The sequence below is a fragment of the Microbacterium sp. Z6_144 genome, assembly GCF_057197625.1.
The window spans coordinates 506,672-529,520 of sequence record NZ_JBXVPT010000001.1 but is presented as its reverse complement, the minus strand read 5'-3'; the positions used below and the strand labels follow the sequence as shown (position 1 = coordinate 529,520).

Sequence of the window (22,849 nt, the reverse complement as noted above, 5' to 3'; positions counted from 1 at the left end):
CGTCCGTGGCCTACTGGTCGAGGAAATCGACGACGCTCGTCGACACGAGGTCTGCGCGCTCGCCGTAGAGGGCGTGGCCGATACCGGGGATCACCACGAGGTCGGCGTCCGCGATCCGCTCGGCGTAACGCCGGCAGTGCTCGAGCGGAACGATCCGGTCCTCCTCCGCCGCGACGACGAGCGTCGGCGCCGTGATGCGGCGCAGGCGACGCTCCAGGCGGGGGTTGCTCAAATACGGGTTCCACCCGAACCGTCCCAGCGCCCCGAGGTCGCGGTAGACCCGAAGGATGTCGTCGACCGATGGCGGCGTGGCCAGGATCGTCTCCACGAGTGCTTCGTCGTGGTAGAGCGAGGCGATGAGTTGCGGTGGGGTCATGATGAACAGGTCGGCGATGGGCGCACCGGGAATCCGCAGACCGGCGGGCGCGAGGAGGGCCACGCGGCGGAAGCGTTCGGGCGAATGGACCGCCAGTTCCGCTGCGATCCAGCCACCGAAGGAGGCGCCGATGAGGTCGACACGGTCCAGTCCCAGCGTGTCGAGCAGGTCGAGGTAGTGGTACACGAGGTCGTCGATGGTCGTCAGTGACGGGAAGTCGTCGGTTCCGCCGAAGCCCGGGTGGTCGGGGATGATGAGGTCGCGACCGTCGGCCAGAGTGGCGTGGAACGCGGCCCACTCCCCTGACCCGCCGGCGGAGTGGAGGAAGAGGGTCGGCGTGCCGCTTCCGCAGCGCCGATAGCTCACCTGGCCCTCGCCCACCTCGAGCTGCTGCGCCTCGGGAAGTGTCGGGTTCTGCGCTGTCTGGGACATCTACGTCTCCTTCGCGAAGGGCTCCGGGTCATCGACCGCGGGGCGCCGGAAGGCGAAAGCACCGCATCCGCGGTCGCCGTCGCACATCGTCGTGCACTGCTCCAGCTCGTCTGCGCCGTCTCCGGCGCATCGACACCATGACTCTAAACAGGCAGCACCGCGGAGCAGAGCCGTCGACTGCACACTTCGAGGACGATTACCGTCACGCGGGCAGGTATCGCGAACGCGGTGCCGCACCGGGATCACGGCGCGCAGCGCGGGACCCGCTTCGCGCGCCACCAGGTAGCGTGCTGGATATGAAGGCGATCATCTACTCATCGCACGGTGATTCCTCGGTCCTGTCCCTCGTCGACCGCGAACCGGCTCACCCCGGCTCCGGCGAGGTGCGCGTGCGGATCGCCGTGTCCGGCGTCAATCCGACCGACTGGAAGGCCCGCACCGGATCCACGCGCCGTGATGACTTCGCCGAGATCGTCCCCAATCAGGACGGCTCCGGCGTCATCGACGCGGTCGGGGAGGGGGTGACCGATCTCGAGGTCGGTGACCGCGTGTGGATCTACCTCGCGCAGCACCAGCGCCCCACCGGCACCGCACAGGAACTGACCGTGCTCCCGGCCGCGCGCGCCGTGCGACTGCCCGACGGGATCGACATGGCCGTCGGCGCGTCGCTCGGAGTCCCCGCCATGACCGCGCACCGCGCCCTGACCGTCCATGGGGACGGCCCATCCCGACTGCATCCCGGCGCGTTGGACGGCCGGACGGTGCTCGTGGCCGGCGGCGCCGGAGCCGTCGGGCACGCCGCGATCCAGCTGGCTCGCTGGGCCGGAGCGACGGTGGTCGCCACCGTCTCCTCCCCGGCGAAGGCCGCCCTCGCGCGTGCAGCCGGGGCGCAGCACGTCATCCACTACACGACCGAAGACGTCATCGCCCGGATCGGCGAGGTGGCACCGAACGGGGTCGACCACATCGTGGAGGTATCGATCGCGGCGAACGCCGAGATCGACGCGGCCATCGCCGCCAACCACGCCTCGATCGCGTACTACGCCGACGACGGCGGGGAGACCTTCACCATGCCCACCCGCCCCTCGTTCGCCAAGAACCTGCGAGTTCAGGGCGTCCTCCTCTACACAGTGCGACCCGCGGCGTGGGAGGCCGCAGCGGCCGACATCACCGCTGCTCTCGCAGACGGCGCTCTGCCCGTCGGGGAGGACGCCGGGCTGCCGCTGACCTGGTTCCCCCTGTCGGAGACCGCCGCCGCGCACGACGCCGTCGAGCGGGGCGCCGTCGGGAAGGTTCTCCTCCGGGTTTCCGACCTCTGAGGGCGCCTCCCCCTTACACGGGGGTGGCCGCCAGGTTCTTGGCCGCCCACTTCCCGAGCTGCTCAAGCACAGGAACCAGCTCTTCACCGCCGGGGGTGAGGGCGTACCCGACCGACACAGGCGGACCGGACTCCACCGTGCGGGAGAGGAGACCTGCTTCGACCAGCTCGGACAGCCGGTCGGACAACACCGCGTCGCTGATGCCCATGACCGTGCGGCGGAGGACGACGAAGGAAAGCGGGCCCCCTCCGAGCGCGTCGATGATCATCCCGTTCCACCGCTTTCCGAGGATCGAGAAGGCGAGGGTCACCCGCGCATCGCAGGCGCGCCTGTCGTGCGTCTCGCGCGCGTCTCGCGCCTCCTGCAGCTCCGCAGCCATGGGTCCATTCTAGCGTGCTAGCTTATGCAAAGTCGCTCCGAAAAAGAGAGCACAGCACCTATCCCCCGGGAGTTTTCGTGACGTTGTTCCGCCTGGATGCCAGCATCCTTCCCTCGGCCTCAGCCAGCCGTTCCCTCGCCGACCTCGTCGAGCAGGAATGGACGTCGGCTCATCCCGACTCGGCGGTGACGCGCCGCGATCTCACCGCCGACCCCATCCGTCCCACCGCGTGGCCGGATGCCGTCATCGGAGCACAGCTTCCCGAGAACCAGCGCACCGACGCCCAGCGCGAGGCGCTCGCGCTGGCGGACCTTCTCGCGAACGAGCTCTTGGAAGCGGAGGCCCTCCTGTTCGCGGTGCCGCTCTACAACTACGGGCCGTCGCAGCACTTCAAGACCTGGTTCGATCTCGCCTACACCGTCCCGACGATCGACCCCTGGGGCACCGGTCTTCGCGGCAAGCCGGCGGTGCTCGTCACGGCGATGGGTGGGAACTACAGCCCGGGCAACCCCAGGGAGGGCTGGGATCACTCCACCCCGTGGCTCCGCCGCGTGTTCGAGGACGTGTGGGGACTCGATCTCCGCGTGGTTCAGCGCCCCCTCAGCCCCGTTTATCCGGCTACCGAGGCAGACGGCTTGACCGAGGTGGCCACCACCATCAAGACCGAAGCGGAGACCAGCGCCCGCCACCTGGGCCGGGAGTTGGCCGAGAGGCGGGGCAGCCGGCGCGCCGCCTGAATTCCGTGCGGCATGCCACCGGTCTCGTCCAGACCTTCGGGTCCACCCCGGCCCTCGCCGGGGTGGACCTCCGCATCGGCCGTGGGGAATCCGTGGCCGTCAGAGGGCCCGCAGAATGTCCTCCACCTTGGCCTTCGCGTCGCCGAAGAGCATCTGGGCGTTCTCGCGGAAGAACAGCGGGTTCTGCACCCCGGCGTACCCCGACGCCATCGAGCGCTTGAACACGATGACGTTGTCGGCCTCCCAGACCCGTAGCACCGGCATCCCCGCGATGGGGGAGGTGGGGTCCTCGGCGGCAGCCGGATTGACGGTGTCGTTCGCGCCGATGACGAGCACCACGTCGGTCCCGGCCAGGTCGTCGTTGATCTCGTCCATCTCGAGCACGATGTCGTAGGGCACCTTCGCCTCGGCCAGCAGCACGTTCATGTGCCCCGGGAGCCGCCCGGCGACCGGATGGATGCCGAAGCGCACGTCGATGCCCCGCTCCCGCAGCCGCTGCACGAGATCGGCCACCGGATACTGCGCCTGGGCGACGGCCATCCCGTAGCCCGGGGTGATCACGACGCGGCGGGCAGAGGTCAGCAGGTCGGCGACGGATGCCGCGTCGGTCTCCCGGTGCTCGCCGTGCTCCTCCTCCGCGCCGGCGCGCGGGGCCTCGATCCCGAAGCCGCCGGCGATCACCGAGAGGAAGGAGCGGTTCATCGCCTTGCACATCATGTAGGACAGGTACGCACCCGAGGAACCGACGAGTGCGCCGGTGACGATGAGAAGGTCGTTGTTCAGCAGGAACCCGGCGGCTGCAGCGGCCCAGCCGGAGTAGCTGTTGAGCATCGACACCACCACCGGCATGTCGCCCCCGCCGATGGAGGCCACGAGGTGCCATCCGACCGCGAGGGCCAGCACCGTGACGGCGACGAGCAGCCACAGCTCCGGCGTGATCACGTACCACGTCGTCAGCACCACGAACGCGACGAGGGCTCCCACGTTCAGGATGTTCTTCCCCGGCAGAAGCAGCGGCCTGGACGACATCCGCGCCGACAGCTTGAGGAATGCCACGATCGATCCGGTGAAGGTCACGCCACCGATGAAGACGCCGATGAACACTTCGGCATGGTGGATGTCGCGGAGCGCTCCCTCCAGATGCGGTGCCTCGAGCGCTCCGTTCCAGCCCACGAGCACGGCGGCCAGGCCCACGAACGAGTGCAGCAGGGCGATGAGTTCCGGCATGCCGGTCATCTCCACCCGGCGCGCTCGCCAGAGTCCGATCGCCCCACCCACGAGCACGGCCACCACGAGCAGGACGAGACCGAAGAGAGCCTGCGGGTCGCCCCAGGCATCCTGCACCGTGACCCACACGGTCGCCACGAGGGCGAGGACCATGCCGGAGATGCCGAAGGTCACCCCGGCTCGCGCGCTTTCGTGGGTGCTGAGCCCGCGCAGGCTCAGGATGAACAGGATCGCCGCGACGATGTACGCCGCGGTCGCGAGGGATGCGGCGGTCATCGGTCGCCCTTCGAGAACATGGCGAGCATCCGCCGGGTGACGGCGAAGCCGCCGAAGATGTTGATCGAGGCCAGCAGCACCGCGATGGCGGCGAGGACCTGCACCGCGGGGTGGGGAACGGCCAGCTGCAGCATCGCGCCGACGACGATGATCCCCGAGATCGCGTTCGTGACGCTCATCAGCGGCGTGTGCAGCGCATGATGCACCTTCCCGATGACGTAGAAGCCGACCACGATGGACAGTACGAGCACGGTGATGTGCTGCGGCAGCGGGGCCGGGGCCACCGCGGCGAGAAGGAACAGCAGCGCGGCGCCGAGCACGACGAGCCCGCCCCGCCCGGCGGAGCCCAGAACCCGCTTCTTCGCGGGAGGCGCGCCCGGTGCCGGTGTCGCAGCATCCGGTTTCGGCGCAGCAGCGACGGCGACCGGTGGTGGCGGCCACGTCGACTCGCCGTCCCGCACGACCGTGATCGACCGCTGCACGACGTCGTCGAAGTCCAGGACGATCGCGCCATCCTTGCCGGGGGTCAGGAGGGTGACGAGGTTGACCAGGTTCGTCCCGAACAGCTGCGATGCCTGCGTCGGGAGGCGCGAGGCCAGGTCGGAGTAACCCAGGATGACGACGCCGTTGGGCGTCACCGTGCGCTGCCCGGCGACGGATCCTTCGACGTTGCCGCCCTGCGCAGCGGCCATGTCGACGATCACGCTGCCGGGTTTCATGAGCGCCACGTCGGCCGCCGTGAGCAGGCGCGGTGCCGGGCGCCCCGGGATGAGCGCGGTGGTGATGACGATGTCCACCTCGCGCGCCTGCGCCGTATACAGGGCAGCGGCTGCGGCGTCATAGGCCTCGCTCGTGGCCTTCGCGTAGCCGTCGGCCGACTCCATCACCTCGTCCACGACGACCGGGAGATACTCGCCCCCGATCGAGCGCACCTGGTCGGCCACCTCCGGACGCGGATCGGTGGCGCGCACGATCGCGCCGAGGCTGGATGCAGCGCCGATCGCCGCCAGCCCCGCCACACCGGCGCCGGCCACGAGCACGCGCGCCGGTGGCACTTTGCCCGCGGCCGTGACCTGCCCCGTGAAGAACCGCCCGAACTCGTGGGCCGCCTCGATGACCGCACGGTAGCCGGCGATGTTCGACATCGAACTGAGCACATCCATGGACTGCGCCCGGGAGATCCGCGGCACGGCGTCCAGCGCGAGCGCCGTGATGCCGCGGGTCTGCAGCGACTCGCGCACATCGGCGCGCAGCCACGGCGACAGGGTGGCGATGAGGGTGGCCCCGTCGGCGAGCAGGGCGACCTCGTCGGGAGCGGGCGGGTTGATCTTCAGGACGACCGGGCTGGCCCACGCCGTCGGCCGGTCGACGATGCGCGCACCCGCGTCGGTATACGCCGCGTCCGGAAACGACGACGCCGCTCCTGCTCCGGCTTCGACGACCACCTCGTAACCGAGCCCGATCAGCTTCACGACGGTCGCCGGCGTCGCGGCCACGCGGGTCTCCCCCGCGGCCTCGGCGACGATGCCCATACGCACCATGAATGCTCCCTCGCGCTCGTGTCTTCTGCGGGCGCGCAGCGCCCGGACCTCCTGAACACTATCGACGCGAGCCGCCCGCGCCCGCCAGGTTTCCGGCCGCCGGAGGGAAGGAATCGCCGATCTTACGGATTCGAAAAGTGCACGCCGCGTGCTCCCCGCGCTGGCAGCCGACTCCGCACCCCCACGCCCTCGCTCGGGCCGTGCGGAGCGTCGGCTCCCCACGCGCGCCACCCGCCGGAGCTGCCCGGAGGCGGCTTCGGCGGGTGGTGTCCTGCGATGCTGCGTGCGGTCAGAGGTCCCGCCGCCGGATCGCGACCGTGGCCGCGCCCAGGATGACGGCAACCCACGCGACGAGACCGGCCAGCGCTGCCAGCGGAGCCAGGGCGGCAGGAGTCGCTCCGATCGCGGCCTGGCTGAGGGTCAGCGGGAGCAGTTGCGCCCACACCGGCTGAGCGCCGCTCACCAGCGCCGCGATACCTTGCACCATCAGTTCGAGCACGACCACCCCGAGCATGATCAACACGCCCGCGAGCTGGTTGCGTGCCAGGACGCCGATCCCGAGCCCGACCAGGGCCAACAGGGCGACGACCACCGCGCCCTGGGCCATCACTGCTGCGATATCGAGGATGCCGATCGACAGCGTCGCCCCCGTCGCGGCCAGCGAGATCGACAGGGCGACGATGCTGACGATCGCGTAAGCGACACCCAGCACGAGGCCCGTGACGCCCATGGCGAGGGCCTTGGCCGCCAGGATGCGGCCGCGGCGGGGCTCGGCCAACGCGGTCGGGACGATGCCGCCGAACCGGTAGTCGGTCGTCCCGGCCAGCACTCCGAGAACCAGCACGGCGAGGGATGCGATGCCGAGGGATCCGCCGCCTTCGCTGGCGCCGAGCGGGCTCAACGCCGCCAGTTGCGCGGATGCCGTCCCGAGATCGAAGGCGGGCAGGTCGCCGCCGAGCGCGTCGGCTCCGGGTCCGATGGCGCCGCTGGCGAGCGCGGGCAACAGGATGACGAGCACGAGCTGCGTGCCGATCAGCCCGAGGATGCCCACGGCGAGCGCGACCTTGGTCGCTGCCGTGGTGCTCAGCTTGAGGAGTTCTCCGCGGAACATCAGCGCACCCCCGCCTTGGTCGCAGTGACGTCGAGGTAGAAGCGCTCGAGGTCGCCGCCGTGCGTGGCGACCAGGGACGACATGTCGCCCACGGCGACGACGTGTCCCTGTGCGATCACGACGAGGTCGTCGGCCACGAGGGCGACCTCGGACAGCACGTGCGAGGACAGCAGCACCGTTCCTCCCCCGTCCGCGAACCCGCGGATGTACTCCCGCAGCCAGTGCATGCCCTCCGGGTCGAGCCCGTTGGCGGGCTCGTCGAGAACCAGAACGTCCGGTTCGCCGAGGAGTGCCGCCGCGAGCGCCGTGCGCTGCCGCATCCCGAGCGAGTACCCCGACACGTGGCGACGCGCGGCGGAGGTGAGACCGACCTCTTCGAGTACGGCGTCGACGCGGTCCAGCGGCACCTGGATCTGGGACGCCGCGATTCGGAGGTGATCCCGGCCGCTTCGACCGGGATGCAGTCCGCCGCCGTCCAGGACCGCACCGACGGACCGGCCGGGGTGCGGCAGCGCCGAGTAGGGGTGCCCGTGGATCAGCGCCGACCCGGCGTCGGGTGAGACGAGGCCGAGGAGCATGCGGATGGTGGTGGTCTTGCCGGCACCGTTGGGTCCGAGAAGAGCGGTGACGCGGCCGCCGCGCACGTCGAAGGCGACGTCCTCCACGGCGATGTGCGCGCCGAAGCGCTTGGTCAGCCCGCGTACGGCGATGGCTGGAGTGGTGTTTTCGTCCATGCCCTCAGCCTTCTCACCCAGGCCACCGGGCACCCCCTCCCCAGGGACAGTCGACCCCTGTCCGACCGGACGGAAAGGCAGCCGGGGTCAGTTGGGCCCGGAACGACGCCGCGCCGTCCACAGCAGGTACCCGCTCAACGTCGTGACGACGGTGACGCCGGCGCCCAGCAGCGTGCTCTGCCGGGACTTCCACCGGGTATCTCCCGCGATGAGCTTGCCCACGGTGTTGATCACGGCGGCGGTGAGAACCCCGGCGACGAGCCGGTTTCCGATCCGCTCGGCCCGGGCGACGAGAGGCTCCAGCTCTGCCGCCCGCAGGTGCACCTGCAAACCGTTGCGGTCCAGGTCGTCGATCGCCCGCCGGAGGCGCGTGGGCAGCTCCAGCGCCAGGGCCCCGGCGTCGGCGGAGGCACGGGCAACACGGTTGGCGATGGCCGACGGTGCGAACCGCTCTCGCACCAGCCGCCGGGTGTACGGAGTGAGCACGGAGGTCAGGTCGAACTCCGGGTCGAGCTGGACGCCCATGCCCTCGACCATCATGAGGACCTTGAAGATCAGCGACACTTCGCGAGGGAGCTGCAGCTTCTGTTCCCGAAGCACGGCAAGGAGCTCACTGGCGAGGCGTGCGAACCCCACCTCGGTGAGCGAACGATCGGAGTACAGCGCGATGAACGAGGTCAACGCCTCACGGAAGGCATACCGGTCCACGTTGCCCCTGGTTACCGAGACCCCCTCCAGCGCGTCGGCCAGGCTATCGGGGTTGCGGAGGGTGAACGCGATGAGGAAGTCGGCGAACCGGTCGCGAAGTTCCTCCGTGATCTCGCCGACCATGCCGAAGTCGATGAGCGCGATGCGCCCGTCCGGGTGCACGAAGAGGTTCCCCGGGTGGGGGTCGGCGTGAAAGAAGCGGTGTTCGAAGATCATGCTCAGCACGATGTCGGCGCCGCTGAGCGCCAGAGCGCGCCGGTCGACACCGGCGGCGTCGAGGGCGGCGAGATCATTGATCTTGATGCCGGTCATCCGCTCGAGCGTGAGGACGCGCGACGTGGTTCTCTCCCAGAAGACCCGCGGGATCAGGACGTCGGGCCGGTCGGCGAACTGGGCGGCGAACCGCTCGGCGTTCTGCGCCTCGCGGTGGTAGTCCAACTCGGCCCGGAGGGTCCGCGAGAACTCCCGGACGATACCCCGGATGTCGTAGGCCCGCGCCGGCGCCCAGGCGCGGGCCGCGCGGGCAGCGAGGCCGTTGAGGATCTCCAGGTCTTCCTCCACCTGCCGCACGGCATCGGGTCGGCGCACCTTCACCACCACCGAGTCACCGTCCTCCAGCCTCGCGGCGTGAACCTGCCCGATCGATGCGGACGCCAGAGGAGCCCACTCGAACTCCGCGAACAGCTCCTCCGGTTCGGCGCCGAACTCGTGCGTGATGATCTCCCGGACATCCGCGGCAGGCACCGGAGGCGCCGCATCCTGCAGCTTCGACAGCTCGATGATGTAGGCGGGCGGAAGCAGGTCGGGTCGCGTGGAGAGCAGCTGGCCCAGCTTGATGAAGGTGGGGCCGAGCTCCTCGAGGGCGACGCGGACCCGCTGCGCCACCGTGTATGGCGGGGTGCTCGGGCGGGCCGCGTCGCCACCGGGTCGGGCGGGCACCCACCTGCTGACGCCGGTGGCTCCGGCCAGGAAGCCGAGCCCGTGCCGAGCCAGCGTGTCGGCGATTTCCTGATATCTGCTGAAGTGGGTCCTCACCTGCGCGCTGACCCGGTGCCGGGGAGGGACGGGGGGCAGGGGGAAGTCACCCTCGATTGCGCCATCGTGTCATTGTCGCGGACCCTCCTTTGCGCGGGCAAGGATACCCCGTGTGCCGCATCGGCGCTGCCGGTCATCGGCGCGGCTGCGCGAGGCGTAAAATCGGGATCTTGACGGAGCGGGCCAGATGGGCGCGTTCGACGGAGGTTTCGTGGCCGGAAATGCGACCACTCGCTTTGACAATGTCTCCCTGTTGTCGGTTGCGAGTACCCTGCCTGGGCGAGTGACGACATCCGAGGAGATCGAGGATCGTCTCGCCTCCGCGCTCCGGCGGCTCAGACTGCCCGGGGGTCTGCTCCAGCGCGTCGCCGGCGTGCTCGAGCGTCGGAACTGGGCCCCGGGCGAATCATCGGACGACGCGACGATCCAGGCGGGTCGGCGGGCGCTGGACGAGGTCGGAGTCGACCCCGGCGATGTCGGTCTCCTGATCAACACGTCGGTGTCGCGGAAACATCTCGAGCCGTCCGTCGCGGTGCGCCTGCACCACGGACTGGGGCTGCCGAGTTCCGCCATCAACTTCGATGTCGCCAACGCGTGCCTCGGGTTCGTGAGCGGGATGAGCCTTGCCGCGAACATGATCCAGTCGGGTCAGATCCGCTATGCCATCGTCGTGAACGGCGAGGACGCCGACGAGATCCAGACCAACACGATCCGCCGGCTGTCGCATACGGATGTCGGCCGAGCGGGCTTCATGAGCGAGTTCGCCTCCCTGACGCTCGGGTCGGGCGCAGCAGCCGCGGTCCTCGGTCGCACCGACGAGCACCCCGGCGGTCACCGCATCCTCGGCGGAGTCACGCGGGCGGCGACGCAGTTCCACGAGCTGTGCGTCGGCAGCGTGGACGGCATGTTCACCGATGCGAAAGCACTCCTGAAGGGCGGACTGGACCTCGTCGTCTCCGCCTGGAAGGAGGCGTCGGGGCCGTGGGACTGGTCGTCGATGGACCGGTACATCACCCACCAGGTGTCTTCCGTGCACACGAACGCGATCGTGAAAGCGGCGAAGCTCGACAGCGCTCGCGTGCCTGTGACCTTCCCGAAGTACGGAAACGTCGGCCCCGCCTCCATCCCCATCACCCTCGCCGAGGAGCAGAAGACGCTCGCCCGGGGCGACCGGGTGCTGCTGATGGGCGTCGGCTCCGGCCTCAACACCGCCATGATGGAGCTCGCCTGGTGAGTGGCGGCGCGACGCTTCCCCCGCCTGGTCTCTCCGGTCTCGATCCACGATTCAGCCGTATCGTCGCGGCCGCGGGAGCCGGCGTCGACGTCGGCACCACGCGCGAGTGGCACTGCCTCGACACGGGCGCGGAACTGGTCCGCCTCGGCGTCCCGGTCGCCGGCACCGTCCTCGCCGTGCACGGCAACCCGACGTGGTCCTACCTCTGGCGTGACCTCGTCACGCAGTCGGTGCGCGCGGCGGAGCGCGGAGAGCCCGCGTGGCGCGTCGTCGCTGTCGACCAGCTCGACATGGGGTTCTCCGAGCGCACGGGGGTGAGCCGCCCGCTGGCACAACGCGTCGCCGACCTCGGCGCCTTCACGTCGGCCCTCGCCCTGGAGACGCCGGTGGTCACGCTCGGCCACGATTGGGGTGGCGTGGTGGCGTCCGGCTGGGCGATCGACCACCCCGACTCCCTCGCCGGCGTGATGCTGCTCAACACGGCCGTGCACCATCCGCCCGAGGTGCCGATCCCGGCGCCCCTGCGGGTCGCCGGCGCTCGCGGGGTGCTCGCCACCTCGACCGTCGCCACGACGGCCTTCTTGGACACGACTCTCGCGCTCGCCTCGCCGGCACTGGATGCGGCGACCAGGCGCGCGTACCGGGCGCCGTATGGTTCCGCGGCGCGGCGTCGCGCGATCGGCGACTTCGTCGCCGACATCCCCGTCGACGCACGTCACCCGAGTCATCCCGAACTGGAACGGATCGCCGCGGGGGTCGCCGGCCTCTCCGTCCCGGCGTTGCTCCTGTGGGGCCCCCAGGATCCGATCTTCAGCGACCGCTACCTCGACGACCTCCTCGATCGCCTGCCCCACGCGGCGGTGCACCGCTTCGAGGGGGCCGGCCACCTCCTCGCCGAGGATCGCCCGTACGCGGAGGCAGTGCTGAACTGGCTTCGCGAACAGGGCGACCTGCTTTCCGCCCCGGACGCGATCTCACCGCGCCCGGACGAAGAGACCGCCCCGGCTGACGCCCCCGGCACGCCGTTCACCCCGATCTGGCACGGACTCGACGAACGACGAACCGACGATGAGACGGCCATCGTCGATATGTCCCCCACGCGGTCCGGCTCGATGAGCCGGGTGACCTGGCGGCAGCTGGATGATCGCGTCCGGCGCCTGGCCGCCGGCTTGCACCGCATCGGTGTGCGAAAGGGCGACCGCGTCTCCCTCCTGGTGCCGCCTGGACCGACCCTCTCGGCTGTGGTCTACGCGTGCCTCCGCATCGGGGCCGTCATCGTCGTCGCCGACGCCGGCCTCGGTGTCCGCGGCCTGACCCGCGCCGTCCGCGGATCGTGGCCCGACGTCGTAATCGGTGAGACCCTCGGTCTCACCGCCGCTCGTGCTCTGGGCTGGCCGGGGGTGCGGATCTCGGCGAGGAGGCTCCCGAAGGCAGCCGCCGCGGCGCTCGGTGTCCGCTACAGCCTGGGCGACATTCTGGCGAAAGGCACGGGCGAGCCCCTCCCCACGCCGCCAGGACCGGGCGACGATGCGGCGATCCTGTTCACCTCCGGGTCCACCGGCCCCGCGAAAGGCGTCGCCTACACGCATGGGCAGCTCGCCGCGCTCCGCGACGTGCTCGCCGACCATTTCGGGGTGACGAAGCAGACCGGTCTCGTCACGGGGTTCGCGCCGTTCGCCCTGCTGGGCCCGGCGCTGGGAACCCGCTCCGTCACGCCGGAGATGGATGTCTCATCGCCCCGGACGCTCACCGCGACGGCGGTAGCCGCCGCGGTACGCGAGTCCGACGCGGGCATCGTGTTCCTCTCCCCCGCTGCCGTCCTCAACGTGGTGGCGACGGCCGATGCGCTCACCCCGGAAGACCGCGCTGCTCTGGCGCGCGTCCACACGTTCCTCTCCACGGGCGCGCCGATCAGCGCGCGACTGCTCGAATCGGCCGCAGAGCTGATGCCGAATGCGACGCCGCACACGCCGTACGGGATGACGGAGTGCCTTCTCGTCACCGATGTGACGCTCGACGGGGTGCGGGAAGCGACAGCCGCCCCGGATGCGGGCGTGTGTGTGGGCCTGCCGATCGGCGCCAACCGCGTGCTGGTGAGTGCGCTCGACGCGGACGGACGCGCAACGGGGACACCGACGGCCGAACCGGGGGTGCTCGGCGAGATCGTCGTTTCGGCGCCCCACCTGAAGGATCACTACGACCGGCTGTGGCTCACCGACCGGGAATCCGCTCGCGGCACGGCCGGACTCGACCCCGTCGAGCCGGGCGCGCGCTGGCACCGCACCGGAGACGTGGGCCATCTGGATGCGCGCGGGCGCCTGTGGGTCGAGGGGCGGATGCCGCACGTTCTCGTCACCGCGGAGGGCCCGCTCGCCCCGGTCGGACCCGAGCAGGAGGTGGAACGCGTGGATGCCGTGCGCCGCGCGGCCGTCGTCGGCGTCGGACCGCAGGGGCTCCGCCAAGCAGTCGCGGTGGTCGAGACGCTCCCCCCGACGCCCCGGGCGGGCCTCGCCGACCCACGCCTCACAGCCGACGTGCGCGCGAGCACCCGCATCCCGTTGGTCGCGGTCCTCGCCGTCCCGCGGCTCCCCACCGACATCCGTCACAACTCCAAGATCGACCGCTCGAAACTCTCCGCGTGGGCCGGGCGCATCCTCGCCGGCGGAAGGCCGGTGTCTCCATGATCGTCCTCGTCACCGGGGCGTCGGGTTTCCTCGGACGCGCGGTAGCCGCCGAGCTCGTCGCCGCGGGCAACCGCGTCCGCACCCTGCAGCGGCGGCCGTCCGGTGTCGACGGAGCGACCGACATCCTCGGTTCGATCACGGCCCCGGCCGATGTGTCACGGGCGATGGACGGCGTCGAGGGCGTCGTCCATCTGGCCGCGAAGGTGTCGCTCGCGGGCGCGAGCGATGACTTCCACGACGTCAACGTGGGGGGGACGCGTGCGCTCCTGGACGCGGCGGAGCACGCCGGGGCAACCAGGTTCGTTCAGGTCTCCTCCCCCTCGGTCGCCTACTCCGGCACCGCACTCGCCGGGGTCGGTGCAGAACCGGCCGACCCGGCCCGCGCGCGCGGGGACTACGCACGCACGAAGGCCGAGGCCGAGCTGATCGCGCTGGGACGGGATTCCCCGTCGATGCGTGTCGTGGCCGTCCGCCCCCACCTGGTGTGGGGACCGGGCGACACGCAGTTGATCGCACGGATCGTCGAGCGGGCGCGCGCCGGGCGGCTTCCGCTTCTCAACGGGGGAACCGCCCTCATCGACACCACCTATATCGACAACGCCGCCAGCGGGATCGCCGCCGCCCTCGAGCGGGCGGAGGAGGCCGGGGGCCGCGCCTACGTCCTCACCAACGGTGAGCCGAGACCGGTCGGCGACCTCCTGGCGGGCATCTGCCTCGCCGCAGGCGTACGACCTCCGCGGTGGAGCATCCCGGCAGCGCTCGGTCGTGCCGCGGGGTCGGTGATCGAACGGGTGTGGGCGGTCAAGCCCGGTGCGGACGAGCCCCCCATGACGCGGTTCCTCGCGGAGCAGCTGTCGACCGCGCACTGGTTCGACCAGCGCGACACCCGCCAGGCCCTCGCCTGGTCGCCGACCGTGTCGATCGACGAGGGGCTTCGCCGCCTCGCGGCCAGCTACGCGAGCTGATTCCGGAACGAGGTCGTCGCCGCCGACCCGATCCACCCGCTGCGCCGACGCGACGCGAGAGCGTCAGACGCGGCGGGTGGCACCGACCGGACTCAGCGGAGCAGCTGCGCCGCCCCGTGGGGACGCCGGGATGCGTCGTCCTCGCGGAGGTTGATCTCCGTGATGGAGTTGCCGGTGGGAGACAGCCACGAGGTGTGCCGCAGCGCCACCTCCGGGTCGTGGCCCGGGATGATCCGGCTGGTCTCCCCCTGCAGTTCCTTCTGGAGCGTCTGGTACAGGCTGATGAGGTTGAAGGTGTTGCCCTGCACGTAGCCGGGGGCCCACATCCCCTCGATGTTGGAGTACCAGTAGACGGTGTCACCGGCGGCGACGAACGGTCCGTTGCGGGTCTGGATCTTGAACCACTGCGATCCGAAGGTGTGGGAGTCCCGTGCGAGGCGAGCCGTCACACCGGGGAGGAGTTCCTGGTCACCGTGCACGAAGCGGATGCGTCCGTCGGCGATGCCCTGTGCGGCCTTGGCGAGGTCGGTGGGGTCGAAGGAGGAGAAGATCCACGCCTTCTGCTGCTCGGTCGACATGTTGTTCGCCATGTCGACGGCGGAGGACCATCCGGTGAATTCCTCGTACTGGACGTACAGCTGGGCGTTAGGGAACGCTTCGAAGTTGCCCATGTGATCGAAGTGCATGTGCGACACCAGGATGACGTCGACATCCTCGGGCGTGATCCCCACCTGCGCGAGAACCTGGGTCGGGCTTTCCCAGTTCGAGAAGGCGTAGCGGTCGAGCCAGTAGTCGTTGCGGAAGCCGCAGTCCACGAGCGCGACATGCCGCTTGCCGCCGACCTCCCCACCGATGATGAGCGTGTACAGCATGGGGATGCGGACGATGCCCGCGTTGCTGAAGATCCCCGAGCCCCCGAAGAAGTCGTGCGGCATGTCCGCATGACAGAATTCGAGCGACCAGATCGAGTAATCCGTGTCGGCGGTGACCGGAAACTTCGTTGAACCTGTGATGCTCATGACACTCCTTTGTCGTCGTGTGGTGCCGTGCAGGACGGCGTCGCGCGGGCGCGCTGGGTGGCGTGACGCCGCGGACACGTCGGTCGCGGCGTCACGCCTTCAGGTCTGGCGACGTCAGACTGCGGCGATGGCGTCGATCTCGATCGTCGCGCCGTTGTAGAGCGAGTACACGCCGATGACGGTGCTGGCCGAGGGCTCGGGTGCCTGCACGATCCGGTCGCGCGTCCGGCGCCAGGTGACCAGCTTCTCCTGGTCGAGGTGGGTGATGTAGACGTTCACGCGGACCACGTCTTCGTATGACGCCCCCGCGGCCGTCAGCGCGCGCTCCAGTTCGCCGTAGGTGAGTTCGATCGCGCGCTCGAAGCTGTCCGGGACGGAGCCGTCGGCTTCGAAGCCGACCTGTCCCGAGATGAACACGAGGTCGCCGCTCTTCACGCGGGTGCTGTCGGAGATTCCCGGCACGGTCGGCGAAGCGGTGCGGGTGATGCGGTCGTTGGTCATGATTTCCTCCCGGGGCTTTGTTTCACTGTGGCGGACGACATCGGGGCGATCCCCCTCAGTCGTCCCGCCCGTATACGACGTAATAAGGGACAACGGCTCTGGGCAGCTCGGACTTCTCGTTCAAGACGAACCACTTGCGGTCGTGGTAGACGAGCGGCCGCGGCTCGCCGGCCTCATCGGCGATCGGCTTGGACTGGATGGCCTCCACGACGATCAGCGTCGAGCCGTGCACGTCGACGCGGTCGATCACCCGACCGCGCAGCCAGGCGTTGGCGTTCGGGTAGTACGGCTCGCCGGTGGGAAGCCTCCCCCATTCGACGTCGTCTCCGAAGCGCTCGACTCCGCTCCGCGCGCCCAGCTTGGCCAGCTCGAGCTGGTCGGAGGCCAGGAGGTGCACCACGACGGTCTCGGCGCGACGGATGCTCGGCGTGCTCGACGACCTCGCCGACGCGGAGAACACGAGCGTGGGGGGATCGATCGACACGGATGCCACCGAACTGACCGTCATCGCGACCGGGCCGTCGCCCGCGTCGGCGGTGACGATCGCGACGCCCGCCGGGTGATGCCGGAACGCGTGCTTGAACTCATCCGCCGATACGCACGGGTCGGAATTCGTCCCGGTCATGTCGTGTCCCTCCTCGTATCGCCGATCCTCAGACGATGGGGAGCACGAATCGTGCGTCGTCCTCCCGGCCGAACAGCGTCTTGCCGTAGGCCTCGAAGCCGCTCGCGGCAAGGGTGTGGCCGTGGCGGCTCGCGGTGGCCTGGTCGCGCCATACCCGCTGCAACGAGGCGGACTCCGCGAAACCGGCCGAGCCGTGCGCGGTCATCAGGTCGTGGATCATCGTGGTGATGGTCTCCACGACCCAGCCCGCCTTGGCCCGCATCTCGATGCGCTCCGCGTACGGCGCGTAGGAGCCGTCCTCAGCGCCCCGGTAGATGCGATCGGCGATGTCGCGGGCGACGAGCTCGGTGGCATCGAGCTGCACGGCAGCCTTCGCGATCGCGCTCTGGAACACGGCCGAATCGGACTGCTTCGCGTACCCGGTGTAGGCGATCGCCTTGCTGTCGGCCTTGGAGATCACATAATCCAGCGCCGCGCGCCCCATCCCGAGGTGGGGGCCGATGAGCTTCATGAACAACGACGGCACGAACACCGTCTGGTACGTCAACTCCTCGTTCTCGCTGAGGTAGTCGCCTTCGACCGCGGCCGTCAACGGGAAGATCCGGTGCTCGGGAACGAACACGTCCTCGGCGATCTGCATGACACTGGCGGTGGACTTCATCCCCGCGACATACCAGTTGTCCTCGACACCCAGCTCCGACGTCGGGATGAGAGCAAGACCTGCGTCCACCACCTCACCCGCGTCGTTCTTCAGCGGAACACCCAGCAGCGACCAGTCCGCGTTCACGCTGCCCGTGCCGTAGCCCCACTTGCCCGTGACCCGGTGGCCGCCCTCCACGCGCTCGGTGTCCGAGGTGGTGGCCAGCACGATCGAGATGAACGAGTCCAGGCCCTTCTCGGTACCCCACACGTCCTGCTGCGCACGCTCGTCCATCAGGGAGACGACCCACGCCCCGGAATCGAGGATGCCGTGCACCCACGCGATGCTGCCATCGCCGCGACCGATCGCGCGGGCGACCGCGTGGCACTCGGCCGTGTTCGCCGCGAGTCCCCCGAATTTGGTCGGCGCCGAGATGCTGAACGCACCGGTCGCAGCCACCGCGTCGAAGTTCTCCTGCGGGATGCGGCGCGCGGAATCGGCCTCACGGCCGCTCGCAATCAGAGTCGGGCGCAACTGGTCGAGCTGCTCGACGATCGCCGTGACCTCGGGACGGAGAGGGGTGACTGCCATGTGGGACTCCAGTGTCGGTTCGAGAGCGGGGGCGGCTCCCGCCCAGTGTTAACCTCAGCGTGACAGCGAGCGTTCAGATTGTCAACGTATGGTGAACAGTGGCGTCCACGTAGACCCGGGCAGCCCGGCTCAGTCCAGGTGATCGAAGCGGCGAAGCACGTCGAAGGCACCGGAAAGCGGCCCCTGGCGGCGGACGATCTCGGCGACTGGCTGGGGATCGAGCTGGGCCGTTCGACGTCCCATGACGAACCACACCCCGCGTGCGTCGACCGAGCCGCGGTTGCTATAGGCGTGCGGCCTGGCGGATTCGAACTGCAGCGAATCCCCCGGCCCGAGGACGTACTCGTCGAAGTCCAGCTGCAGCGTCAATTCACCCTCGAGGATGTACGCGTGCTCGAACCCCGAGTGACGGGTGAGCTTGCCACCCGCGGAGCTCGAGGCGCCGGGCCGGTAGGTCACCAGCAGGGCGTCCGCCCGCCCATCCGGGCTGCTCGCGAGGCGCTCCCAACGCACCCCGTCCTCCATCTCGATTGCGGGGTTCTCGCTCGAGCGCTGCACCTCCGGAGCCACCGCAGCAGAAGCGGGCGGAGTCGGATCGGCCGGGGGCGGTTCCTGATCGGCCAGGCCGAGCAGCTGGTCCGCCGAGGCTCCGAGGAAGCCCGCCAGCGAATACAGGATGGCCACCGAAGGGCGGCTCTTCCCCGTCTCCACCTGCGAGATCAGGCTGGGTGAGACGCCGAGTTCGGACGCGACCTTCCGCAGGCTGATGCCCTGGGATTGCCGGATGTGGCGAATGCGCGCACCGATGTTCTCTGCTGTGGACATGCTCGCTCCCGGATACCGTTCGGACAGCCTAGCAACCCCCCATCCGGGGCGTTCACAAATACTTAACACTTACCTCCCCCAGTCCCGATAGCATCGGCCGGAGGCGCGATGATCGCGCCCCGGATGATCGAGGAGGATCACCATGGGACCATCGGGCGATCGACAGGCGAACAGTGACGTGCTGGCCGATTCCCAGCGGGCGCGGGCGGCGACGACGATCATCCTCGAGCCGAGCTGGACTCTGGTGCACCGCGACGGTGACGTCGAACTGGTCGCCGATCACAGCGTCGTCGTGGAAGACGGCAGGATCGCGCGGATCGTGGAGGGCCGGGTCGCCGGCAACGACGTCCGCATCGACATGACCGGTCAGCTGCTCATCCCGGGGATGATCTCCGCTCACACGCACGTCGCCCTCGGATCGCCCACACGCGGCGTGATCGAGGGTGGCCGCTCCTACGCCGTGCCGGCCGTGATGCTGGAGCAACTATCCCGCGACGACGTGGACGCCCTGACCGCGTACAACCTCGCCGAGATCCTCCGCGGAGGCTGCACCACGCAGCTCGAGCAGTCGCTGTCACTGGAACATGCCCAGTCCTATGTGCGGGTCGCGCAGAACTGGGGCGTCCGTGGCTACCCGTCCGGGATGCTCCCCACCTTCTCCCGGATGCTTCCAGTGTGGTTCGCCCCGGAGGACCGCCTGGTGGCCGAGTCCGAGTCGGCCACGCTCGCCGAGATCGCAGCCTTCCTCGAGTGGGCTCGATCGGTGCGCGGCTCGGAGGGTGACCGCATCCAGCCGATGGTGGCGCCCCACGGCCCGGAGACGGCCACTCCTGCAACCCTCGACGCGATCGCGGCAGTCGCCCGGGAGCTCGGCACCGGCATCCACACCCACCTCGCGACGCTGCCCTCGGACGCGGAGCGTATGCGCCGGATGTGGGGCAAGGCGCCGGTGCAGTGGGTGGACGATCACGGCTGGTACGACGTGCCGTTCTTCGGCGCCCACATGGGCGGCTGGGACCCCGAGGCCGACTCGCCCTTCCTGGCGACGAAGGAGAACTTCACCTTCGTGCACTGCCCGTCGGGCGCAGGAGCCGGCTCCGGCGAGGGGCGCCAGCCGTTCATCGAGGCGCTCGGCGCCGGCATCAACGTGGCCGTCGGACTGGACACCCACTCCAACGACCTCCTGGAGAACGCCAAGCTCGCAGTGCTCTACGGCCGGCTGCGCTACGACATCATCGGGGCCTCCAGCCCGGTGCCGGTGAAGCGACCGACAGTGTGGGACATGATCAAGTCGGTCACGCTGAACCCCGCGATCGGCCTGCGGCGCGACGACCTCGGCCGCATCGAGGTGGGAGCGTTGGCCGACCTGACATCGATCGACGTCTCGGGACTGCTGGTCGGCGGCGGCGCCCCGGGCCCGGAGCCCCTGAACAATCTGCTGTACGCCAACGGCCGCATGGTGCGGAACGTCATGACTCAGGGCGTCCTGCAGGTGAGCGAGGGTCACCTGGTGGTGGATGACGAGGCGGGGGTCATCCGCCGCGGAGGCGAGGTCGTGACCGGCATCTGGGACCAGCTGGCCGCCGACGGCTGGTTCACGCCCACCGACCGCTAGCGTCGAGGCGCGCGTGCATCCGCGCGCGCCTGGGCGTCCTCGTCCACCGCTGCGTGTCGCCGCCCGCTGCGCAGCAGGACGGCGGCCACGGCGAGCGCAGAGCCCGACGCGATCACGATTCCGGCGGCGAGCACCCCGCCGCTCGGGCGGATGATGGACTGCCCGATCAGGGCCTGCACCGTGAGGTTGGCAAGAGCGGCCGAGAACGCGATGACGACGATCACGAGCACCCGGTAGCGCGCCAGGGGGGTGGACAGCGGCGCGAAGCGCCGTCCGAGGAGCTCCATCGCGAGAAGCGCGAGGGGGATCGCCTGCAGCGCGTGCATCCCGACGAAGTGGGGGATGCGGAGATCGCCGCCGACGGTGCTCCAGCCGAGGAACGGGAGCCCGGGTCCGTCGTCCGGAACGCCGACCGCGTGGGCGCCGACGATTCCCTGGAAGTCGGCGATCTGGCTCGCGGTGGGGAAGACCATCAGAAAAGCCAGGCCCATGCCGATCAGCGCGAGGATCACTCCGGCTCGCGCGGCAAGCGTGCGGGCCGGATCGGTGCCCGGGTTGCGGACGATGGCGACGGCGATCAGCAGCGTCATCACCCACACCAGCACGATCGAGGCTGCCATGACGCCCCAGACCACGGTGTGCAGCGGAGTGGTGATGTTGAAGTGGCTCGACTGCGCGAATGCCGCCAGCGTGAAGATGAGCACGATCTCCGTGGACAACCCGATGGCGACCCAGGTTCCTGCCCGGTCGGCGATCCGGCGTCCCTGCCGGATCTGTCCGATGAACCACGCCAGCGTGAGGGTGTAGATCGCGCCGGAGACGGCGAACTTCAGCGGCTTCAACCACACCCCCGCGCCGGTCACCTCCCGTGGATCCACGGCGGCCATCACGGCGGCGCCGATCGCGAACGCCACCATCGTGATGGCGAACACCAGCAGCGGCCGATGCCAGTGGTCTAGCTTCGGCAGCGGTTCCACGACGGTGGTCATCCGGAGACGCCGCGGATGATGAGACCGATGCCGGCGGCGAGCACCCCGATCGTGAGCACGATCGCGCCGATCCACAGCAGCACGATGGCACGGTTGGGGCGCACCGGATCCTTGCCGATGACCGAGACGAAGAACCCCGTCGGCATCAGGATGGCCGCGACGAACACGCCGAGGGAGACCGTCGCGAACGGCTCGGGGACGTCGTTGGCCTGCACGATCACCATCGTGAGCAGACCGAGGATGACGAGCACCGCCGCGTGGGCGTGCCCGGCCCGGAAGAACGACTTCTGCAGGTCGTTGGCCGGGAACCGTCCGGTGACCGCGGTGAAGACGAAGCGGCCGCCGTAGGCGATTCCGATGACGCTGAGAAGGATGACTCCGGCGATGACCTGGTGGACGCTGTCGAGCATGGCAGTTCCTCTCTGCGGCGCTCAACCCGTGTGTGGCCGAGGGCCTTCCTGGGCGCCAGGATACTGCGAACCGCACCGATCGGTACATAATTTCCGATTCGCAGGGAGTCCCTGCCCGCGCTACGGCATCCAGCCGCGGAGCGCGTCCGCGGCGACGTCCTCGAGCTCGGCCCGGTCGACGCCATTGGCGGCCTGAACCGCGAGTCCGAAGATGATCGTCATGAGGTGACGGGACAGCCGAACCGCCGGGGCGTCCGGTGGGAGGTCACCCTCGTCGATGGCGCGCTGGAAGCGCTCCGTCAGACGGTCGCCCGCATCGTTGCGGAAGTCGACGAGGAGATCGTGGGCAGGCCGGGATCCGTCGCTTTCTGCCAGGGCGCCCTGGACGGTCAGGCATCCATGGGGGCTGTCGGGCAGGGTGGTCGTCTGCACGACGCCGCGCAGCAGGGCCTCGGCCACCGCGCGCGCGGTCGGTTCCGCCAGCGCGTGCCACACATACGCCGACGGCCCGTGGAGGTAGCGGTCCAGGGCCCTGCGGAAGAGCTCCTCCTTGTTCCCGAACGCCGCATACATGCTGGTCTTCGTGATTCCCATGGCGCCGGTGAGATCCGTCAGGCTGGATCCCTCGTAGCCGTGCCGCCAGAAGGTCTGCATCGCACTGTCCAACGCCTCATCCACGTCGAACGCTCTCGGCCGACCGGCCGCACGACTCCGGGTACTAGTCATTGGCCGATTTTACGCCCGCCCCTTGGACCGGTTCGAGAGCCGGATACGCGTGGCGCCGTGCACCCCTCTCCAGTGCTCGAGGTCGGGGAGGGTCAGCCCGAGTCCGCGGTAAGCGGCGGCACCGGCCGCTTCGATCCGCACTGAGATGTC

Annotated in this window: 21 protein-coding genes; 6 read left to right on the top strand and 15 right to left on the bottom strand. The window is 69.7% G+C overall.

The features are described 5' to 3' along the window. Positions 1-10: 10 nt before the first annotated feature. On the bottom strand, positions 11-808 hold the full coding sequence (locus tag AC2DGY_RS02545; RefSeq protein ID WP_484508131.1) for an alpha/beta fold hydrolase: 798 nt from the start codon (positions 806-808) through the stop codon (positions 11-13). A 296-nt stretch (positions 809-1,104) separates the two neighbouring features. On the opposite strand from AC2DGY_RS02545, the gene AC2DGY_RS02540 reads away from it, so the two are divergent. Next, complete coding sequence (locus tag AC2DGY_RS02540) at positions 1,105-2,127, top strand: NADPH:quinone reductase (RefSeq protein WP_484508130.1); 1,023 nt, start codon at positions 1,105-1,107, stop codon at positions 2,125-2,127. A gap of 13 nt (positions 2,128-2,140) precedes the next feature. Here AC2DGY_RS02540 and AC2DGY_RS02535 read toward each other — a convergent pair whose 3' ends face one another. After that, positions 2,141-2,506: a winged helix-turn-helix transcriptional regulator gene (locus AC2DGY_RS02535; RefSeq protein WP_484508129.1), complete on the bottom strand. Its 366-nt coding sequence runs from the start codon at positions 2,504-2,506 to the stop codon at positions 2,141-2,143. Positions 2,507-2,583: 77 nt separating this feature from the next. Here AC2DGY_RS02535 and AC2DGY_RS02530 point away from each other — a divergent pair, with 77 nt between their 5' ends. Further along, on the top strand, positions 2,584-3,243 hold the full coding sequence (locus AC2DGY_RS02530) for an FMN-dependent NADH-azoreductase (RefSeq protein ID WP_484508128.1): 660 nt from the start codon (positions 2,584-2,586) through the stop codon (positions 3,241-3,243). A gap of 99 nt (positions 3,244-3,342) precedes the next feature. Here the strand turns inward: AC2DGY_RS02530 and pntB are convergent, their stop codons facing one another. The 5 genes from pntB to AC2DGY_RS02505 form a co-directional block, all read right to left on the bottom strand. Next, positions 3,343-4,746, bottom strand: a complete 1,404-nt coding sequence (pntB, locus tag AC2DGY_RS02525) for a Re/Si-specific NAD(P)(+) transhydrogenase subunit beta (protein WP_484508127.1) — start codon at positions 4,744-4,746, stop codon at positions 3,343-3,345. Further along, positions 4,743-6,287 carry a Re/Si-specific NAD(P)(+) transhydrogenase subunit alpha gene (locus AC2DGY_RS02520; RefSeq protein WP_484508126.1) on the bottom strand — a complete coding sequence of 515 codons (1,545 nt, stop codon included), beginning with the start codon at positions 6,285-6,287 and terminating at the stop codon, positions 4,743-4,745. Before AC2DGY_RS02520 ends, pntB begins: the two co-directional genes overlap by 4 nt. 289 nt (positions 6,288-6,576) lie before the next feature. Next, positions 6,577-7,398: a hypothetical protein gene (locus AC2DGY_RS02515; protein WP_484508125.1), complete on the bottom strand. Its 822-nt coding sequence runs from the start codon at positions 7,396-7,398 to the stop codon at positions 6,577-6,579. After that, positions 7,398-8,132 carry an ABC transporter ATP-binding protein gene (locus tag AC2DGY_RS02510; RefSeq protein ID WP_484508124.1) on the bottom strand — a complete coding sequence of 245 codons (735 nt, stop codon included), beginning with the start codon at positions 8,130-8,132 and terminating at the stop codon, positions 7,398-7,400. The genes AC2DGY_RS02515 and AC2DGY_RS02510 overlap by 1 nt, the downstream gene beginning before the upstream one ends. An 87-nt stretch (positions 8,133-8,219) precedes the next feature. Then, entirely contained in the window at positions 8,220-9,875 is a 1,656-nt protein-coding gene (locus AC2DGY_RS02505) for an ABC1 kinase family protein (protein ID WP_484508123.1), read from the bottom strand. A 187-nt stretch (positions 9,876-10,062) separates the two neighbouring features. On the opposite strand from AC2DGY_RS02505, the gene AC2DGY_RS02500 reads away from it, so the two are divergent. Genes AC2DGY_RS02500 through AC2DGY_RS02490 form a run of 3 tightly spaced genes read left to right on the top strand, consistent with a single transcriptional unit; the run spans position 10,063 to position 14,758 of the window. Then, positions 10,063-11,109: a 3-oxoacyl-ACP synthase III gene (locus AC2DGY_RS02500; RefSeq protein WP_484508122.1), complete on the top strand. Its 1,047-nt coding sequence runs from the start codon at positions 10,063-10,065 to the stop codon at positions 11,107-11,109. Further along, complete coding sequence (locus tag AC2DGY_RS02495) at positions 11,103-13,793, top strand: alpha/beta fold hydrolase (protein ID WP_484509964.1); 2,691 nt, start codon at positions 11,103-11,105, stop codon at positions 13,791-13,793. Before AC2DGY_RS02500 ends, AC2DGY_RS02495 begins: the two co-directional genes overlap by 7 nt. Next, complete coding sequence (locus AC2DGY_RS02490) at positions 13,790-14,758, top strand: NAD-dependent epimerase/dehydratase family protein (protein WP_484508121.1); 969 nt, start codon at positions 13,790-13,792, stop codon at positions 14,756-14,758. The genes AC2DGY_RS02495 and AC2DGY_RS02490 overlap by 4 nt, the downstream gene beginning before the upstream one ends. A gap of 92 nt (positions 14,759-14,850) precedes the next feature. Here the strand turns inward: AC2DGY_RS02490 and AC2DGY_RS02485 are convergent, their stop codons facing one another. From AC2DGY_RS02485 to AC2DGY_RS02465, 5 genes are all read right to left on the bottom strand, one after another. Continuing rightward, complete coding sequence (locus tag AC2DGY_RS02485; protein ID WP_484508120.1) at positions 14,851-15,777, bottom strand: N-acyl homoserine lactonase family protein; 927 nt, start codon at positions 15,775-15,777, stop codon at positions 14,851-14,853. A 114-nt stretch (positions 15,778-15,891) separates the two neighbouring features. Further along, positions 15,892-16,278, bottom strand: a complete 387-nt coding sequence (locus tag AC2DGY_RS02480; RefSeq protein ID WP_484508119.1) for a RidA family protein — start codon at positions 16,276-16,278, stop codon at positions 15,892-15,894. A gap of 55 nt (positions 16,279-16,333) precedes the next feature. Continuing rightward, entirely contained in the window at positions 16,334-16,903 is a 570-nt protein-coding gene (locus AC2DGY_RS02475) for a flavin reductase family protein (RefSeq protein ID WP_484508118.1), read from the bottom strand. A gap of 28 nt (positions 16,904-16,931) precedes the next feature. Next, positions 16,932-18,134, bottom strand: a complete 1,203-nt coding sequence (locus AC2DGY_RS02470) for an acyl-CoA dehydrogenase family protein (RefSeq protein WP_484508117.1) — start codon at positions 18,132-18,134, stop codon at positions 16,932-16,934. Between the two features lie 129 nt (positions 18,135-18,263). Continuing rightward, on the bottom strand, positions 18,264-18,959 hold the full coding sequence (locus tag AC2DGY_RS02465) for a helix-turn-helix domain-containing protein (protein WP_484508116.1): 696 nt from the start codon (positions 18,957-18,959) through the stop codon (positions 18,264-18,266). Between the two features lie 142 nt (positions 18,960-19,101). Between AC2DGY_RS02465 and AC2DGY_RS02460 the strand changes: the two genes are divergently transcribed. Next, on the top strand, positions 19,102-20,574 hold the full coding sequence (locus AC2DGY_RS02460) for an amidohydrolase family protein (RefSeq protein ID WP_484508115.1): 1,473 nt from the start codon (positions 19,102-19,104) through the stop codon (positions 20,572-20,574). Here AC2DGY_RS02460 and AC2DGY_RS02455 read toward each other — a convergent pair. The 3 genes from AC2DGY_RS02455 to AC2DGY_RS02445 all read right to left on the bottom strand — a co-directional run bounded on the left by AC2DGY_RS02455 (position 20,571) and on the right by AC2DGY_RS02445 (position 22,699). Continuing rightward, the gene (locus tag AC2DGY_RS02455; protein WP_484508114.1) at positions 20,571-21,563 is read right to left on the bottom strand and encodes a hypothetical protein; all 993 of its coding nucleotides are present in this window, start codon (positions 21,561-21,563) and stop codon (positions 20,571-20,573) included. The genes AC2DGY_RS02460 and AC2DGY_RS02455 overlap by 4 nt on opposite strands. Then, a complete protein-coding gene (locus AC2DGY_RS02450) occupies positions 21,560-21,973 on the bottom strand; it encodes a hypothetical protein (RefSeq protein WP_484508113.1) in 414 nt (137 codons plus the stop codon). Before AC2DGY_RS02450 ends, AC2DGY_RS02455 begins: the two co-directional genes overlap by 4 nt. Positions 21,974-22,093: 120 nt before the next feature. After that, a complete protein-coding gene (locus tag AC2DGY_RS02445; protein WP_484508112.1) occupies positions 22,094-22,699 on the bottom strand; it encodes a TetR/AcrR family transcriptional regulator in 606 nt (201 codons plus the stop codon). Between the last annotated feature and the right edge of the window lie 150 nt (positions 22,700-22,849).

Bases quoted from the DNA above. Each gene is read 5' to 3' on its own strand.
- AC2DGY_RS02540 (WP_484508130.1), top strand. From the start codon at position 1,105: ATGAAGGCGATCATCTACTCATCGCACGGTGATTCCTCGGTCCTGTCC.
- AC2DGY_RS02500 (WP_484508122.1), top strand. From the start codon at position 10,063: ATGGGCGCGTTCGACGGAGGTTTCGTGGCCGGAAATGCGACCACTCGC.
- pntB (WP_484508127.1), bottom strand. From the start codon at position 4,746: ATGACCGCCGCATCCCTCGCGACCGCGGCGTACATCGTCGCGGCGATC.
- AC2DGY_RS02450 (WP_484508113.1), bottom strand. From the start codon at position 21,973: ATGCTCGACAGCGTCCACCAGGTCATCGCCGGAGTCATCCTTCTCAGC.
- AC2DGY_RS02485 (WP_484508120.1), bottom strand. From the start codon at position 15,777: ATGAGCATCACAGGTTCAACGAAGTTTCCGGTCACCGCCGACACGGAT.
- AC2DGY_RS02480 (WP_484508119.1), bottom strand. From the start codon at position 16,278: ATGACCAACGACCGCATCACCCGCACCGCTTCGCCGACCGTGCCGGGA.
- AC2DGY_RS02445 (WP_484508112.1), bottom strand. From the start codon at position 22,699: ATGACTAGTACCCGGAGTCGTGCGGCCGGTCGGCCGAGAGCGTTCGAC.
- AC2DGY_RS02535 (WP_484508129.1), bottom strand. From the start codon at position 2,506: ATGGCTGCGGAGCTGCAGGAGGCGCGAGACGCGCGCGAGACGCACGAC.
- AC2DGY_RS02490 (WP_484508121.1), top strand. From the start codon at position 13,790: ATGATCGTCCTCGTCACCGGGGCGTCGGGTTTCCTCGGACGCGCGGTA.
- AC2DGY_RS02545 (WP_484508131.1), bottom strand. From the start codon at position 808: ATGTCCCAGACAGCGCAGAACCCGACACTTCCCGAGGCGCAGCAGCTC.
- AC2DGY_RS02460 (WP_484508115.1), top strand. From the start codon at position 19,102: ATGGGACCATCGGGCGATCGACAGGCGAACAGTGACGTGCTGGCCGAT.
- AC2DGY_RS02515 (WP_484508125.1), bottom strand. From the start codon at position 7,398: ATGTTCCGCGGAGAACTCCTCAAGCTGAGCACCACGGCAGCGACCAAG.
- AC2DGY_RS02470 (WP_484508117.1), bottom strand. From the start codon at position 18,134: ATGGCAGTCACCCCTCTCCGTCCCGAGGTCACGGCGATCGTCGAGCAG.
- AC2DGY_RS02455 (WP_484508114.1), bottom strand. From the start codon at position 21,563: ATGACCACCGTCGTGGAACCGCTGCCGAAGCTAGACCACTGGCATCGG.
- AC2DGY_RS02475 (WP_484508118.1), bottom strand. From the start codon at position 16,903: ATGACCGGGACGAATTCCGACCCGTGCGTATCGGCGGATGAGTTCAAG.
- AC2DGY_RS02510 (WP_484508124.1), bottom strand. From the start codon at position 8,132: ATGGACGAAAACACCACTCCAGCCATCGCCGTACGCGGGCTGACCAAG.
- AC2DGY_RS02520 (WP_484508126.1), bottom strand. From the start codon at position 6,287: ATGGTGCGTATGGGCATCGTCGCCGAGGCCGCGGGGGAGACCCGCGTG.
- AC2DGY_RS02465 (WP_484508116.1), bottom strand. From the start codon at position 18,959: ATGTCCACAGCAGAGAACATCGGTGCGCGCATTCGCCACATCCGGCAA.